At 62.1% G+C, this 15,459-nt stretch carries 10 protein-coding genes and 1 pseudogene; 3 read left to right on the top strand and 8 right to left on the bottom strand.

Annotation, left to right across the window (positions count from 1 at the left end; translation table 11 throughout):
• Positions 1–72: 72 nt before the first annotated feature.
• Positions 73–1,782 (bottom strand): methyl-accepting chemotaxis protein, encoded by a 1,710-nt coding sequence (locus tag A4A58_RS09410; RefSeq protein WP_068731247.1) that lies wholly within the window; start codon positions 1,780–1,782, stop codon positions 73–75.
• A gap of 367 nt (positions 1,783–2,149) precedes the next feature.
• Between A4A58_RS09410 and A4A58_RS09405 the strand changes: the two genes are divergently transcribed.
• A complete protein-coding gene (locus tag A4A58_RS09405) occupies positions 2,150–3,064 on the top strand; it encodes a DMT family transporter (RefSeq protein WP_068731383.1) in 915 nt (304 codons plus the stop codon).
• Positions 3,065–3,067: 3 nt separating this feature from the next.
• On the opposite strand, the gene mbfA is transcribed toward A4A58_RS09405, so the two are convergent.
• Positions 3,068–4,039, bottom strand: a complete 972-nt coding sequence (gene mbfA, locus A4A58_RS09400; RefSeq protein ID WP_068731246.1) for an iron exporter MbfA — start codon at positions 4,037–4,039, stop codon at positions 3,068–3,070.
• Positions 4,040–4,449: 410 nt separating this feature from the next.
• On the opposite strand from mbfA, the gene A4A58_RS09395 reads away from it, so the two are divergent.
• Both A4A58_RS09395 and A4A58_RS09390 read left to right on the top strand, forming a co-directional pair.
• The gene (locus tag A4A58_RS09395; RefSeq protein ID WP_068731244.1) at positions 4,450–5,436 is read left to right on the top strand and encodes a Bug family tripartite tricarboxylate transporter substrate binding protein; all 987 of its coding nucleotides are present in this window, start codon (positions 4,450–4,452) and stop codon (positions 5,434–5,436) included.
• Between the two features lie 211 nt (positions 5,437–5,647).
• The gene (locus A4A58_RS09390; protein WP_068731243.1) at positions 5,648–7,003 is read left to right on the top strand and encodes an esterase-like activity of phytase family protein; all 1,356 of its coding nucleotides are present in this window, start codon (positions 5,648–5,650) and stop codon (positions 7,001–7,003) included.
• A gap of 295 nt (positions 7,004–7,298) precedes the next feature.
• Here A4A58_RS09390 and A4A58_RS09385 read toward each other — a convergent pair whose 3' ends face one another.
• The 6 genes and pseudogenes from A4A58_RS09385 to A4A58_RS09360 all read right to left on the bottom strand — a co-directional run bounded on the left by A4A58_RS09385 (position 7,299) and on the right by A4A58_RS09360 (position 15,428).
• Positions 7,299–8,987 carry a methyl-accepting chemotaxis protein gene (locus A4A58_RS09385; protein WP_068731242.1) on the bottom strand — a complete coding sequence of 563 codons (1,689 nt, stop codon included), beginning with the start codon at positions 8,985–8,987 and terminating at the stop codon, positions 7,299–7,301.
• Between the two features lie 292 nt (positions 8,988–9,279).
• Positions 9,280–10,959 (bottom strand): methyl-accepting chemotaxis protein, encoded by a 1,680-nt coding sequence (locus A4A58_RS09380; RefSeq protein ID WP_068731241.1) that lies wholly within the window; start codon positions 10,957–10,959, stop codon positions 9,280–9,282.
• Positions 10,960–11,159: 200 nt separating this feature from the next.
• Complete coding sequence (gene serA, locus A4A58_RS09375) at positions 11,160–12,749, bottom strand: phosphoglycerate dehydrogenase (protein WP_068731381.1); 1,590 nt, start codon at positions 12,747–12,749, stop codon at positions 11,160–11,162.
• A 233-nt stretch (positions 12,750–12,982) separates the two neighbouring features.
• Complete coding sequence (locus tag A4A58_RS09370) at positions 12,983–14,155, bottom strand: phosphoserine transaminase (protein WP_068731239.1); 1,173 nt, start codon at positions 14,153–14,155, stop codon at positions 12,983–12,985.
• A 219-nt stretch (positions 14,156–14,374) separates the two neighbouring features.
• Positions 14,375–14,850 (bottom strand): annotated as a pseudogene (locus tag A4A58_RS09365) (GNAT family N-acetyltransferase).
• Complete coding sequence (locus A4A58_RS09360; RefSeq protein WP_068731237.1) at positions 14,847–15,428, bottom strand: glutathione S-transferase family protein; 582 nt, start codon at positions 15,426–15,428, stop codon at positions 14,847–14,849. Before A4A58_RS09360 ends, A4A58_RS09365 begins: the two are co-directional and overlap by 4 nt.
• Between the last annotated feature and the right edge of the window lie 31 nt (positions 15,429–15,459).

The raw sequence follows: 15,459 nt of genomic DNA, 5'->3' as shown, positions 1-15,459 counted from the left end.
CGACGATTATTTCTGCCCGGAAATAATTGGGGCGCCTTCGCGCATGAGATTCTTTTCTTTCGCGGTGGATAGTTACGCGGCGCGCACCGAGCGCAGAAAGTTGCCGACCTCATGCTTCAGTCGCGTGCTTTCGCTCGACAGTGACTGCGCTGCGGACAGAACCTGCGACGAGGCGGAGCCTGCTTCTTCGACACCGCGCTGCACGTCGGTGATGTTCGCGCTCACCTGCATCGTGCCTGCTGCGGCCTGCTGCACGTTGCGCGAAATCTCCTGCGTGGTGGCGCCCTGCTCTTCAACGGCCGATGCGATGGCGGACGCGATCTCCGACATCTGACCGATGGTCATAGAGATCTCCTTGATAGCCGACACCGAATCCCCGGTCGCCTTCTGGATGCCGCTGACCTGCTGGCTGATCTCGCCAGTGGCCTTCGCGGTCTGCTCGGCCAGCGCTTTCACTTCCGCGGCAACCACCGCAAAGCCGCGACCGGCCTCACCGGCGCGCGCGGCTTCGATGGTGGCGTTGAGCGCCAGCAGATTGGTCTGCCCCGCAATATTGTTGATCAGCTCGACGACATCGCCGATGCGTGCCGCGGCCGTCGCCAGTTCGCCGACGCGGTTGTTGGTGTTGTCAGCCTGCGCAACCGCCTCGCTGGCAATGCGCGCAGCGCCCTGCACCTGACGGCTGATCTCGTGCACCGACGACGACATCTCCTCGGTGGCGGATGCAACCGACTGCACGTTTGTCGCAGCTTCTTCCGACGCCGCCGACACAGCGATCGCCAAAGCCTGCGAGCGATCCGATGTTGCCGTCAATGTAGTGGCCGAACCTTCCAGTTCCTTCGAGGCAGACGACACGGTCTCGACGATCTGGCCGACGGCGCCCTCGAAATCGGCCGCGAGCTTCATCATGTCCGCCTTGCGCTGTTCGGCGGTGCGGCTCTCTGTGGCGATCTGCTCGGTCTTCATGCGTTCGACTTCGAGGCCACCGGCCTTGAACACGCCGAGCGCCGTCATGATCTCGCCGATCTCGTCGCGACGCGCTGTCGCCGGAATATCGACGGACAGATCGCCCATCGCCAAACGGTTCATGGTAGCGATGCTTGCCTTCAACGGACGCACCACGCTGCTGCGCGCCACAACATAGCTGACAACGATGGCGAGCAGCATCACGCCGAGAGTCGCATAGATAATGGTCCAGAGCGTGTCGTTGGCGGTTTCGAGAAACTCGACCTTCTTGATGCCTACGTAAAGGATGCCGATCACGTTGCGGCTGGCGTCGAAGATCGGATCATAGACGGTCATATACGGCTCGCCGAGGATGGCCACTTCGCCGCGGAACGCGGTCTTGCCGGTGAAGATCGCCTCATAGGCCGGCCCTTTCGCCAGCTGCGTGCCGATGGCACGCGTACCATCCGGCTTCATCACATTGGTCGAGATGCGGGTATCGTTCATGAAGATCGTGGCGGTGCCGCCCACCAGCGTCTTGATCTTGTCGACCGCTGCGAAATTGCCGTTCAGCGGCTTGCCGTCCGCAAGCAGCTTGCCATCCGCGATGCTGTATTTGTCGCCGCTCTCGCGCAGCACGTTCCAGGCGACGCGCATGTTGGCCTCGACCCGCTCCGTCGCGGATTTGGTGGCGCCCTGTTCGAGCACATATTTGGCGACCAGCGTGATGCAGACGCCGAGGATGAGAATGCCGGAGACGGTCATCAACATGATGCGCGGGCCAAGACCGAGACCCCGGCGGCGGCCGGCTTTGGGTTGGGAGGCGGACAACGGCATTGCGATCTCCTGTCGCGCCGACCCCTCGGTCGTACGCTCAAAGCCGAACGGCTCCAGACACACTCACTGCACAACGTGGCCGAGGTATCCGGACCCGCAATTCAGGAAACAAGTTCCATCATTATGATTCAGTTCTATCGGCTAGCCGTTCGAAAGCAGTTAATGTTCGCCTGGCGGAAAAGGTATAATCGTCTGATTTTGCATGCTTTTCGGCATCTGAATACCTGAATCGAGCCTCATTCCCGGCGTCCATTCGACGCATCCACCGATGCTCGCTCCGCTGCCGCGCATGGTGCCCGCGCGCCAGCGTGACTTGTGCCACCCGGCGAACTGCCGCCTATGGCAGGTTGCATTGACCATCGAGCCGATGACCCCTTCCGCTCCACCGCGACAAACGATCGTCGGCTGGTTCGCCAACCAGCCTTATCTCCTGCTCAGCCTCACCTCGCTGTTCTGGGCCGGGAACATCGTGCTCGGCCGCTATGTCGCCGGCCACGTCCCGCCGGTGACACTGGCCTGCGTGCGCTGGATCGGTGCCTTTTTCCTGTTGCTGCCCTTCGCCTGGACGCATCTGCGCACGGACTGGCCGGTCCTCCGCGCGCAGCTTTCTCTCATGACCATGCTGGCGTTGACCGGCTTCGCTGCCAATACGGTACTGGCCTATTGGGGCCTGAAATACACGCAGGCCCTGAATGCGCTGCTGATCCAGTCGTCGGGCCCGCTCTGCGTCGCGCTGTGGACGCTGATCCTGTTCGGCGTGAGGCTGACGCTGGCGCAACTGCTCGGCATCGTGGTCTCCATGGCCGGCGTGCTGATCATCATCCTGCGCGGCGATCTCACCGCACTGGCCAGTATCCAGATCAACAAGGGCGATGCGATGCTGTTCGCAGCGCTCCTGGTGTTCGGCATCTATTCGGCGCTGATGCTACGGCGGCCGGTGACGCACCCGATGTCGCTGATTGCTTTCACCACCGCCGGCGGCGCGATCCTGACCCTGCCGGTCAGCATCTGGGAACTCAATTCCGGTTCACCGCTGATCTTCGACACCGTAACGCTGCTGACGCTCGCCTATGCCATGATCTTTCCGTCCGCGCTGGCCTATCTGTTCTTCAATCGCGGCATCGCACTGATCGGCCCGAATCGCGCGGCACCATTTCTGCATCTGATGCCGGTGTTCGGCTCGGTATTGGCGATCGCGTTTCTCGGCGAGCAGCCGCAACTGTTTCACCTCATCGGCTACGTGCTGGTGCTATCAGGCGTGTTCATCGCATCGCGGCGGTGACTCTCACGCGCCTCCGATCAATATTCCCACCGCCAGAACGATGACGCCGCCAAGCACCACCTGAAAGACGGCCTGCAGAAACGGCGTATCCATATAGCGCGCTCTGATATAGGCGATGGCCCAGAGTTCAAAAAAAACGACAACACCCGCGATGGCCGTCGCGATCCAGAATGCATTCGGCCAGCTGTCCGGTACGAGATAAGGCAGAGTATGGCCGAGACCGCCCAGCGTAGTCATCAGCCCGCAGATGCCGCCACGCAGCCACGGCGAGCCGCGTCCGGTCATGGAGCCATCGTCCGACAGCGCTTCGGCGAAACCCATGCTGATACCGGCGCCGATCGACGCGGCGAGGCCAACAAGGAATGTCTGCCAGTTGTGATGTGTTGCAAACGCGGCCGCAAACAGCGGCGCCAGCGTCGATACGGAGCCGTCCATCAAGCCCGCAAGACCTGGCTGGACATATTGCAGGACGAACATCCGGTGGCGGGTGTTGTCCTCGATCGTACGAACGTCGGACGTCAGGATGGCATTCGATAATTTGGCCGCGAGATGCTCGTGTCCTTTTTCCAGCTCGGCCAGATCGCCCAGCAACTTGCGAACGCCGACATCCGTCGCCTGCTCGGCCGCCCTCGCGTAAAAGCGCTCGGCCTCGAACTCCATCCTCTCGGCCTCCTTGCGGATGGTGTCGAGCGACAGGTTACGCGTGAGCCAGATCGGCCGGCGGCGGATGAAGCCCTTGACGTCTTCGCGCCGGATCGGCGGAAGGTTCGGTCCGAAGCGCTCCTCATACATCTGCAACAGCAGATGCCGATGGCCTTTTTCCTCTTCGGCCATCTCGCTGAAGACTTTCGCGGAATCGGGATAGCGCTCTGCCAGATCCTCGGCGAAGCTGAGATAGATCCGGCTGTCCTCTTCCTCGCTGGAGATCGCAACCGCCAGCACCTCGCGTTCGGTGAGCTCCGAAAACGCCTTCATATCAATACCTTACTTAATTTAGAATTATTCTAATTTATATAGGAGTTGCTTTGCATTTGTCAAAGAGCTTTGCGCTGCGCGGCGCTGAACCTGTCGCTGGTCGGGAAGCAGTAGCGGCGACGAGAAGGACCGCGACGAAACGATCGTGCGTGCTCCAGACGTCCCCCCCCCCCCGGCATTCGCATCGACCCCGACGCGAAGACGCTGCGGATCAGCGGCCGTCTGCAAGTGCTGTCGCTCACGAACGCGATAAGGTCGCCCCGGTGCTGCAGACGTCGATGCATGGCCTACACCATCGACAGCGCACTAACCTGAACTGCATACCTTTCCGCTTCCGTGCGTCATCGACCTCCGCTAGTTTGCCCGCAACAAATATGGGCTACCAAGGCCGATTCAGGGAGAAAAGCGGAATGCACGGACTTTCAGTTCTTCGCGGTGTGGCGAGCGCATCGTTTATCGGAGCGCTGCTGTTGGCGACGCCGGACGCCATCGCACAAACTGCGAACTATCCTAACCGGGCGATCACGCTGGTGCTCCCTTTCGCGGCCGGCAGTGGCACCGACACCACGACGCGCCTGATCGCCAAGGAGCTCGGCACCGCGCTGAACGCCAACACCGTGATCGACAACAAGGCCGGCGCCAATGGCTCGATCGCCGCCAGTTTCGTCGCCCGCGCCCCCGCCGACGGTTACACGCTGTTCGTGACCACCAACACGACGCATTCGGCCAATCCCTATCTGCTCAAGACCATGAGCTATGATCCGATCAAGGATTTCACGCCGATCGCGCGCACCGGCGACCTGCCCTTCATGCTGGTGATCAATCCCGAGATTCCTGCCAACTCGGTCGAAGAGCTGGTCGCACTGGCCAAGAAGGAGCCGGGCAAGTACTCCTACGCATCAGGCAGTTCGTCGGCGATCGTCTCGGGTGCGACCTTTGCCCGCCTCGCCGGGCTCGATCTCCTGCACGTGCCTTACAAGAGCTCACCACCCGCGCTCACCGATGTCATCGCCGGCCGCGTCAGCATGATGTTCGTCGACGTCCCGACCGGCCTGCCCCATGTCAACGCCAAGGCGCTGAAGTCGCTCGCGGTGACTACCAAACATCGCTCCAAGCTGCTGCCAGATCTGCCGACCATGGACGAGGCCGGCGTGAAGGGCTTCGACATCACCTCGTGGCAGGGCTATCTCGGCCCGGCCAACATGCCGAAGGACATCGTCGTCAAGCTCAACGCCGAAATCCGCAAGATCGTCGAACGCCCCGAGATCCAGAAAGACCTCGCCAACCGCGGCATGGAAGCGTTCTCCGGTACACCGGAAGAGTTCGATGCCTTCCTGAAGGATCAGCTCAAGGTGTGGGAGAAGCTGATCACGGATGCGGGGATCGAGAAGCAGTAGAGAAGCAGCACCGTTCGTCTCTCCGCCCCACGCCTGCCTTTGGCGTGCGAGGCGGAGACGATGGCGGAGAGGCTGTGACCTAACCCGCAGCCGCGGCGACCCCATGCCGCAGCTCTTTCCCCCACTGTCACCCAGTCGTCACGGAACTGTCAGCGCAGCGTAACGCCTGCCCCCCAGAACACCGCGCATGGTCACCACAAAGGAGACAACCATGCGCAGCACATTCCTCTGCTCCGTCGCTTCCCTCGTCATGCTCACGTCCGCCGCTTTCGCCCAGACCGAAGGCGAATTCCCCGCCAAGCTCGCCGGCCATGCCGTGCTGCCGGCGACGGCGACCATCGATGCGCCTGCGGATGCGCCGAACGACCTGAAGACCTCGGGCAAATACACGACCGGCAAGCGCGTCGACGCGCTCGGCACCGTGATGGGCAAGTCCTATGAGCGCGCCACCGGCATCTCGCTGCCGATGAAGGGCCAGCCGCTGCAGGGCCATTCCGGCATCAAGGTGATGCCCGACGGTTCGTTCTGGGTGCTGACCGACAATGGCGCCGGCTCGCGCTACAATTCGGCCGACTACATGATCTATCTCAATCATCACAAGATCGACTGGAAGAACGGCAAGGTCGAGCGTCAGGCCACCGTGTTCCTGCACGATCCCGACAAGAAGGTGCCGTTCCGCATCGTCCATGAAGACACCGCCAAGCGCTACCTGACCGGCGCCGATGTCGACACCGAAGGCTTCCAGATCGTCGGCGACAATTTCTGGATCGGCGAGGAATTCGGGCCCTACATCATCAAGGCCGACAAGACCGGCAAGGTTCTGGCTGTGTTCGACACCGTCGCCGACGGCAAGCCGGTGCGTTCGCCTGACCATTGGTCGGTGCAGTCGCCGGGCGCGCCGGGCGCCACCTACACCACCGTCAACCTGCGCCGCTCCAAGGGCTATGAAGGCTTCGCCTCCTCCAAGGATGGCAAGTTCCTCTACGGCCTGCTCGAAGGCCCGATCTGGGATGCCGAGAAGAAGGACTGGGAAAAGGTCGACGGCAAGGAAGCTTCGCGCATCCTGGAATTCGACGTCGCCAACGAGAAGTTCACCGGCCGCTACTGGCAGTACGTGTTCGAACAGAACGGCAATGCCATCGGCGACTTCAACATGATCACCGCCGACAACGGCCTGATCATCGAACGCGACAACGGCGAAGGCACCAAGGACAAGGCCTGCGCCGACGGCAAGCGCGGCGAAGACTGCTTCCCGGATCTCGCCAAGTTCAAAAAGGTCTACAAGATCGAACTGAACGACGCCAATGTCGGCAAGCCCGTTCGCAAGATTGGTTTCATCGACCTGATGAAAATCCAGGACCCGAACAAGCTGGCCCGCAAACCGCTGAATGACGGCGTGCTGACCTTCCCGTTCTTCACCATCGAGAATGTCGACCAGGTTGATGCCACCCACATCATCGTCGGCAACGACAACAACCTGCCATTCTCGTCGAGCCGGGAGCCGAACAAGGCCGATGACAACGAGTTCGTGCTGCTCGAAGTCGCCGACTTCCTGAAGGCGAAGTAAGCAACGCGAGCAGGCACCCGCCTGAACGACGAAAGCCCTCCCGCAAGGGAGGGCTTTTTACGTTGAGGCGCTTGCTTTCTTGTCCCTCCCCCTTGTGGGGTCTGGCGGACGAATTCGTCCGCCATGGGTGGCCGGCCGTCAGGCCGGTCGGGTGGGGGTGCCGCAAGCGCAGAGCTTGCTGAGACACCCCACCCCGGCCTCCGCTTCGCTCGGCCGACTACGGCGGACGAATTCGTCCGCCAGACCCCACTGCGCGTAGCTTCGCTACGCTGGAGGGAGGGAGGGAGGCCACTCCTTACGCAGCACGCACCTTGGTCAGGAATTCGTCCACCGCCGTCCGCAACATGCCGGACTGGGTGTCGAGCTCCCTGGCATTCGACAACACCTGCGAGGCCGCCGTCCCGGTCGCTTCCGCCGCTGCGCTGACGCCGCCGATATGAGCGCTGACCTCGCTCGAGCCCGCGGCAACCGACTGGATGTTGCGCGCGATCTCCTGCGTGGCCGAACCCTGCTCTTCCACTGCCGACGAGATCGTCGTGGTGATCTGGCTCATCTGCGCGATCGTGCCGGTGATGGCGTTGATCGAGTTGACAGCCTCCTGCGTCGACGCCTGCATCGCCGCAACCTGCGCGGAGATTTCCTCGGTCGCCTTTGCCGTCTGGCTCGCCAGCGCCTTCACTTCCGACGCGACGACCGCAAAGCCACGGCCGGATTCACCGGCGCGTGCCGCTTCGATGGTCGCGTTGAGCGCAAGCAGATTGGTCTGCGATGCGATGTTGTGGATCAGTTGCACGACCTCGCCAATCTTCTCGGCGCCGCTGGAGAGCTGCTGCACCGTCGCATTGGTGCGCTCCGCATCGCCCACGGCCTTGCTGGCGATATCGCTGGAGGCCGCCACCTGACGCAACACTTCGCTGACCGATGCCGACAGTTCCTCGGCCGCTGCCGCAACCGTGCTCACATTGTCAGATGAGCGCGCCGACGCCGCTCCGACCGTCGATGCGCGCGAGCTCGCGTCGCTTGCTGTGGCCGTCATCGACTGCGCGGTGCTCTGCATACCGGCCGCGGCGGTGGAGACGGAACGCACGATGCCGTTGACGCTGCGCTCGAAATCGTCGGCGAGGCTCTCCATCGCCGCACGGCGTTCGGCAGCAGCACGGGCCTGGGATTCCGCCTCGATCTTGTCGAGGCCACGGATACGCACCGCATTGTCCTTGAATACCTGAACCGTTGTGGCCATGGCGCCGATCTCGTCGCCCCGGTCGACGTCGGGGATCGCTTCATCCAGCGCGCCATCGGCGAGACCGCGCATGCGCGCGCCGAGCCGGCGAAGCGGGACAGTGATACTGCGACCGATCATCCAGGCGAGCGCGCCGAGAATGACAATGACCGCGAGTGCCGCGATCATCACAGTGCGCGCACTCTCCCAGAGCTGTACCTGCAAATCGTCGATATAGACGCCCGTGCCGATGACCCAGCCCCAGGGCTCGAAACCGACGACATAAGAGAGCTTCGGTTGCGGTGCGTCCTTGCCGGGTTTCGGCCAAAGATAATCGACGAAGCCGGCCTTCTGCTTCTTCACGACATCGACGAATTCGACAAACAGCCGCTTGCCGTTCGGATCCTTGTTGCCGGAGAGGTCGCTGCCGTTCATCTCGGGCTTGATCGGATGCATCACCATGCGCGGCTGCAGGTCGTTGATCCAGAAGTAATCGCCATTGCCGTAACGCAGTTTGCCGATACGCGCCGCAGCGGTCTTGCGAGCGGCCTCGTCCGACACACCGCTACGCTGGATCGTCGCGTACTCTTCCTGCGCGATGCCGAGCGCCAGCTCCGTGAGATGGGTCAATTCGCTCTGGCGCTGCTGCTTGAGGGAGTCGCCGAGGGTGTTCAGCTGCATCCAGGCCAGCCCGGCGAGGCCAAGAAAGCTCAAGCCAATGATGCTGTAGAGGCGAAGGCCGATCGAAATTTTCAAACGATTCATGGGAAGTATCCCTGTAAGGCGCGCTGAAATGAGCGATTCACCATTGCAGGGTGTGGTTTCGAGTTCGTGAAGCGGTGTGTAGTTCCATTTCTGCAACCGCGGTTATAGGTTACCTCGAATGCGCCAAAAGTCGCACTAAAGGTATTTTAGAACCTACATGAACTATCATTGTGCAGATTTAAATTTGGTGGTGCAGCGATACGACGCAGCGGCCGAAGCTCAATAGTTCAGGCAAGTCCCAGCCTGGTAGCTCCCCGAGCGCAGCAAAGCCGCGCTCGGGGAAGGATTTGACTCAGGCCGCTCTCACCTTGGCGAGGAATTCATCCACGGCGGTGCGCAGCATGCCGGACTGGCTCTCCAGCTCCTTTGCATTCGACAGCACCTGTGACGCCGCAGAGCCGGTGGCCTCGGCTGCGCTGCTGACGCCGCCGATATGATTGCTGATCTCATTCGCGCCGGCCGACACCGACTGAATGTTGCGCGCGATTTCCTGCGTCGCCGTGCCCTGCTGCTCCACCGCCACAGAGATCGTGTTGGTGATCTGGCTCATCTGGGCGATGGTGCCGGTGATGGCGCCGATCGATGCAACGGCCTCGCTGGTCGATGCCTGCATGGCGGCGACCTGCGCCGAAATTTCCTCGGTAGCCTTTGCGGTCTGGCTGGCCAGCGCCTTCACTTCGGATGCCACCACCGCGAAGCCGCGACCGGACTCGCCGGCACGTGCGGCTTCGATGGTCGCATTGAGCGCGAGCAAATTGGTCTGCGAGGCAATGCTGTGGATCAGCTGTACCACTTCGCCGATCTTCTCAGCGCCGCTCGACAGGATCTGAACAGTCGCATTGGTGCGCTCGGCATCGCCCACCGCCTTGCTGGCGATCTCGCTGGAAGCCGATACCTGACGCAGCACTTCACTGACTGACGCCGACAATTCCTCCGCAGCCGCCGCAACCGTGCTGACATTGTCGGACGAGCGCGTCGAAGCTGCACTGACCGTCGCGGCGCGCGAGCTTGCATCGCTCGCCGTCGCGGTCATCGACTGCGCGGTGCTCTGCATGCCGACCGCCGCGGTCGAGACCGAGCGAACGATACCGGTCACGCTGCGCTCGAAATCCGTGGCCATCGCCTCCATGGCGGCGCGGCGCTCCGCGGCGATACGGCCCTGAGCATCCGCCTCGACCTGTTCGAGCGAGCGGATACGCAGCGCATTGTCCTTGAACACCTGAACCGTCTTGGCCATCGCGCCGACTTCATCGCCGCGGCCAACGCCGGGAATTTCTTCATCCAGCGCACCATTGGCGAGCGACTCCATGCGCGATCCCAGCATGCCGAGCGGCTTGGTGATGCTACGGCCGATCAGCCACGCGATCGCACCCGCCACTGCGGCAATAGCCAGCATGGCAAGACCGAGCGCCCAGATGATCGGTTTCAGATGGGCGTCGAGGTCATCGAGATAGGCGCCGGTGGCAATAAACATGTTCCAGCCGGGAAGCGCCGCCGCATAGCCCATCTTGCGCGACGGGACCTGCTCATTGGGCTTCTGGAATTCGTAAGTCAGAATCTTCGTGCCGTTGGCTGCGACGCCGTCGCGGAATTCACGCGTAATGGCAACGCCACTGACCTTGACGTCGAGCCGGTTGGATCCCGCCTTGAAGCCCGGCAGATGAACCACCTCACCGTCCATCGTGTAGATGAACAGATAGTTGCCATTGTCATAGGTCATCGGCTCGATGCGGCGTACCAGCTCGGCGGTCGCGGCTTCCTTGGTGAGCTTGCCTGCTGCGACATCCTTCTGGATGCTGGCCGCTACGTTGGTTCCGATTTCGACGATCGACTTCAGCTGCTCGGTTCGCGCGGAGAGCATCTCGCTCTTGACCATATAGGCGGCCAGAATGCCCGCGGCGCAGAGGCCGATCATGGTGACGGCCACCAGAACGACGAGCTTGTACGTAATACGGATATTGGCGAGCTTCACGGCTGTATTCCCCCGAGCGTGCGATTTTCGATCGCTGATTCCTCGCGGTAAACTTACCGGGGTAGTGTTCCCAAATCCTTACACGTGCGGGCGGGGGCAAACCTGCCGCGCCGACCTGAATGTGAACATTTTCCGCAAAACGAAAAAATCCCCGCCTTTCGGGCGGGGATTTTGGCAATGTCAGCTCAGGTAAGAGACACTCAGAACGTCAGCGCCTTGGCCTGTTTCACCTGCGGCAGCGCCTGCACCTTGCTCAGCACATCGGCCGGCACAACGCCGTCGATCTCCACCAGCGCGATGGCGTCACCGCCCTGTTCGTTGCGGCCGAGATGGAAGGTTGCGATGTTGACCTTGGCATCGCCGAGCAGCGAGGCGAACTTTCCGATAAAGCCCGGCTTGTCCTCGTTGGTGACATAGATCATCGACTTCCCGAATTCGGCATCGACGCGGATACCCTTGATATCAACCAGCCGCGGCTTGCCGTCATGATAGACAGTGCCGGACACCGAGCGTTCCTGCCGTTCGGTGATAACCGTAACGGTGATCAGGCTTTCGTAATCGCTCTGCGCCGCGCGCACCACTTCATCGACCACCATGCCGCGCTCCTTGGCAACGGCCGGCGCGGAGACGACGTTGACGTCGCCGAGCATTGGCCGCAGCAACCCGCTCAATGCAGCAGACGTCAGGGCCTTGATCTTCATTTCGGCCACCGCGCCTTCATAGGTGATCTGCACCTTGGCAATGCCGGTCTCGGTGAGCTGGCCCGCGAACGAGCCAAGCTTCTCGGCGAGTTCGATGAACGGCTTCAGCTTCGGCGCTTCTTCCGCGGTGATCGACGGGAAATTGACCGCGTTGGAGATCGCGCCCGACAGCAAATAATCCGACATCTGCTCGGCGACCTGCAGCGCGACATTCTCCTGCGCTTCGGTGGTCGATGCACCCAGATGCGGCGTGCAGATCACGTTAGGGTGGCCGAACAGCACGTTCTTGGTGGCCGGCTCCTCGACGAACACGTCGAAGGCAGCGCCGGCGACATGCTTGCTATTCAGCGCATCGACCAGCGCCTGCTCGTCGACCAGACCGCCGCGCGCGCAATTGATGATGCGCACGCCGGGCTTCATCTTGGCGATGGCAGCGGCATCAATGATGTTCTTCGTCTTCTCGGTCAACGGCGTATGCAGCGTGATGAAATCGGCACGCTTGAACAGCTCATCCAGCTCGACCTTCTCGACGCCGATATCCTTGGCACGCTCCGGCGACAGGAACGGATCGAAGGCGATGACCTTCATGCGCAGGCCGAGCGCACGGTCGGCCGCGATGGCGCCGATATTGCCGCAACCGATCACGCCCAGCGTCTTGCCGGTGATCTCGACGCCCATGAAGCGGTTCTTCTCCCACTTGCCGGCCTGCGTCGATGCATCGGCCTGCGGAATCTCGCGGGCGAGCGAGAGCATCAGCGTGATCGCATGTTCGGCGGTGGTGATCGAATTGCCGAACGGCGTGTTCATCACGATGATGCCCTTGGCGGTCGCCGCGGGAATTTCGACATTGTCGACGCCGATGCCGGCGCGGCCGATCACCTTCAGGCGCGTCGCCTTCTCGAGAATCTTCGCGGTCGCCTTGGTGGCCGAGCGGATGGCGAGGCCGTCGTAGTTGCCGATGATCTCGGCGAGCTTGTCTTTGTCCTTGCCGAGGTTCGGCTGAAAGTCCACGTCGATGCCGCGATCCCGAAAGATCTGCACGGCGGCGGGAGAGAGAGCGTCGGAAATGAGAACTTTGGGGGCGGTCATGATGGGCTCCTTCACCCTCCGCGAAAGGAGGGACGGCGCACGGCGCCGATGTGGAATGAAAGTAGCTAAGCGAATGCTTCTCCTTCTCCCCGTTCTTACGGGGAGAAGGTCGGGATGAGGGGCCGCTTTCGACCCGCAAACGCTGAGTTTGGTGAGACGCCATGCAAGGCCCCTCACCCGGCGCTACGCGCCGACCTCTCCCCGCAAATGCGGGGCGAGGTTAGCGAAGCTGCTCAGGCCGCTTTTGCGAGCGAGGCCTTGGCCTCGGCAAAGGCCCAGTCGATCCACTGCTTGAGGATTTCGACGTCCTTGGCTTCGACCGTGGCACCGCACCAGATGCGCAGACCAGCCGGCGCATCGCGATAATGCGCGAAGTCGAAACCGGCATTTTCCTTCTCGACAGCCGCGACCAGCTTCTTCGCGAAGTCAGCCTGCGCGTCCGGCGATAGCGCGGTGATCGCAGGATCGATCACCTTCACGCACACCGACGTGTTGGAGCGGATCGCGGGATCGGCCGCGAGGAAGTCGATCCACGGCGTCTTCGCTTTCCAGTCCGCGAGCGCCTTGGTGTTGGCGTCCGCACGTGCGATCAGCGCCTTCAGGCCTCCGACCGACTTGGCCCAGCCGAGCGCATCGAGATAATCCTCCACGCACAGCATCGACGGCGTGTTGATGGTCTCACCGACGAAGATGCCTTCGTTGAGCTTGCCGCCCTTGGTCATGCGGAAGATCTTCGGCAGCGGCCACGGCGGCGTATAGCTCTCCAGACGCGCCACGGCGCGCGGCGACAGCACCAGCATGCCATGCGCGGCTTCACCGCCCAGCGCCTTCTGCCAGGAGAAGGTGACGACATCGAGCTTGGCCCAGTCGAGCGGCTGCGCGAAGGCGGCCGAAGTGGCGTCGCAGATGGTCAGGCCTTCACGGTCGGCCTTGATCCAGTCGGCATTCGGCACGCGCACGCCGGAGGTCGTGCCGTTCCAGGTGAAGACGATGTCCGAATTCGGATCGGCCTGTGCGAGATCGGGGAGTTCGCCATAGCCGGCATGCAGTTTGGTGACATCCTTGAGCTTCAGCTCCTTGACGATATCGGAGACCCAGCCTTCGCCGAAGGATTCCCAGGCGATGGTGGTGACCGGACGCGGCCCGAGCAACGACCACAGCGCCATTTCGACGGCGCCCGTATCCGAGGCCGGCACGATACCGATGCGGTAATCGGCGGGCACTTCAAGCACTTCGCGCGTCAGATCGATCGCGAGCTTGAGCTTGTTTTTGCCGATCTTGGCGCGGTGCGAACGACCGAGAGCTGCGTCAGAGAGTTTTTCGGGGGTCCAGCCGGGGCGCTTGGCGCAGGGGCCGGAGGAGAAATGCGGCACGTTGGGCCGCGAAGAAGGCTTCGCTGCAGTCATGTTCTATCCTTCCAGATAGCTAGCCTCCCGTTGGGGGGAGGTGTCCCACTGGCGTGGATATGGGAACCGACCTGGAGCGTCAAGCGACTTCCGGGCTATCACGCGTCATTGATGGCCGGATGACGTCGCCGGTCCGGCGTACCACCACCGGTTTTGCTGATGCCTTGCAATGACGGCGCCGCGCGGCGTCCGCCGCACGGCATGGTGATCGCGCGTGGCCTAGAAGCGGAACGTCATCCCCACATGGCTGTCAGCGAAACCGAGCCGTTTGTAGAATCGCTGGGCATCGACCCGGGTCTGATGCGTCAGCAGCTCGACGAGTTTGCATCCCCTCGCCTGTGCCTCGCCTGTGCCTCGCCAATGGCCCATCGCACCAGTTGTTCGCCGATGCCCTGGCTGCGCAGCGTCGTCGACACACGAACATCCCCGATGAGCGCCCGCGAAGCGCCCTGCGAGCTCAAGCCCGGCAGGATGCAGAGCTGCAGGCATCCGACCACGCTGCCGTCGCCACCTTCTGCAACCATCAACTGGATATTTGGATCATGCGCGACCTTGTCGAAGGCATCGTAATAAGATTTCGGCAACGGATCCTCGATGCGCTCGCGGCCACGGCCGAGCGCATCATCGGCCAGCATCGCCACGATCGCTGCGACGTCCTCGCGCTGCGCCGGCCGCAGTACGATCTTCGTGCTCATACGATGCCCAACGCCTTCTCGCTGTCGGCGATCCAGCGCCTGATCGATGCGTAACCGTCGAGATGAAAGCCGCCCTCATGGGCCACGCGCGTATAGGCCAGCAACGACGCGTCGGCCAGCGAGACGCGATCTCCGACAAGGAAACGCGACGTTGTCAGGTGATGCTCCATGCGAGCGAGCGCGAAATAACCGCGCTTGAGCTTCTCAGGATCGAGATCCGAAATTGTCTTGCCGAGATAGACGATCTGATAGCGGCACACCGCGATATAGGGCTCGTGGCTGTATTGTTCCCAGAACAGCCATTCATCCATCCTGGCGGCGCCATAGGCGTCGGTCGGGATCAGATCGCTGCCACGCGCGAGATAGCGGATGATGGCGTTGGATTGCGCGAGTGGGCGGCCGTCGTCGAGCACGACGGTCGGCACCTGGCCGGCGCCGTTAAGCGCCAGAAACTCCGGCGTCCGGCTCTCGCCCTTGCTGGTGTCGATATCAATCCACGTATAGGGAAGTTTGAGGTGATCGCTCACCCACTTCACCTTCAGGCAATTGCCGGAATTCAGATCGCCGTAGATTTTCATGATGACTGCCCCGCATCCTCAGACACGGTAA

It is taken from the genome of Tardiphaga robiniae (genome assembly GCF_001618955.1).
Lineage (GTDB): Bacteria > Pseudomonadota > Alphaproteobacteria > Rhizobiales > Xanthobacteraceae > Tardiphaga > Tardiphaga robiniae_A.
The sequence above is the reverse complement of the archived record's forward strand: the minus strand, read 5'-3'. Positions and strand labels throughout refer to the sequence as shown.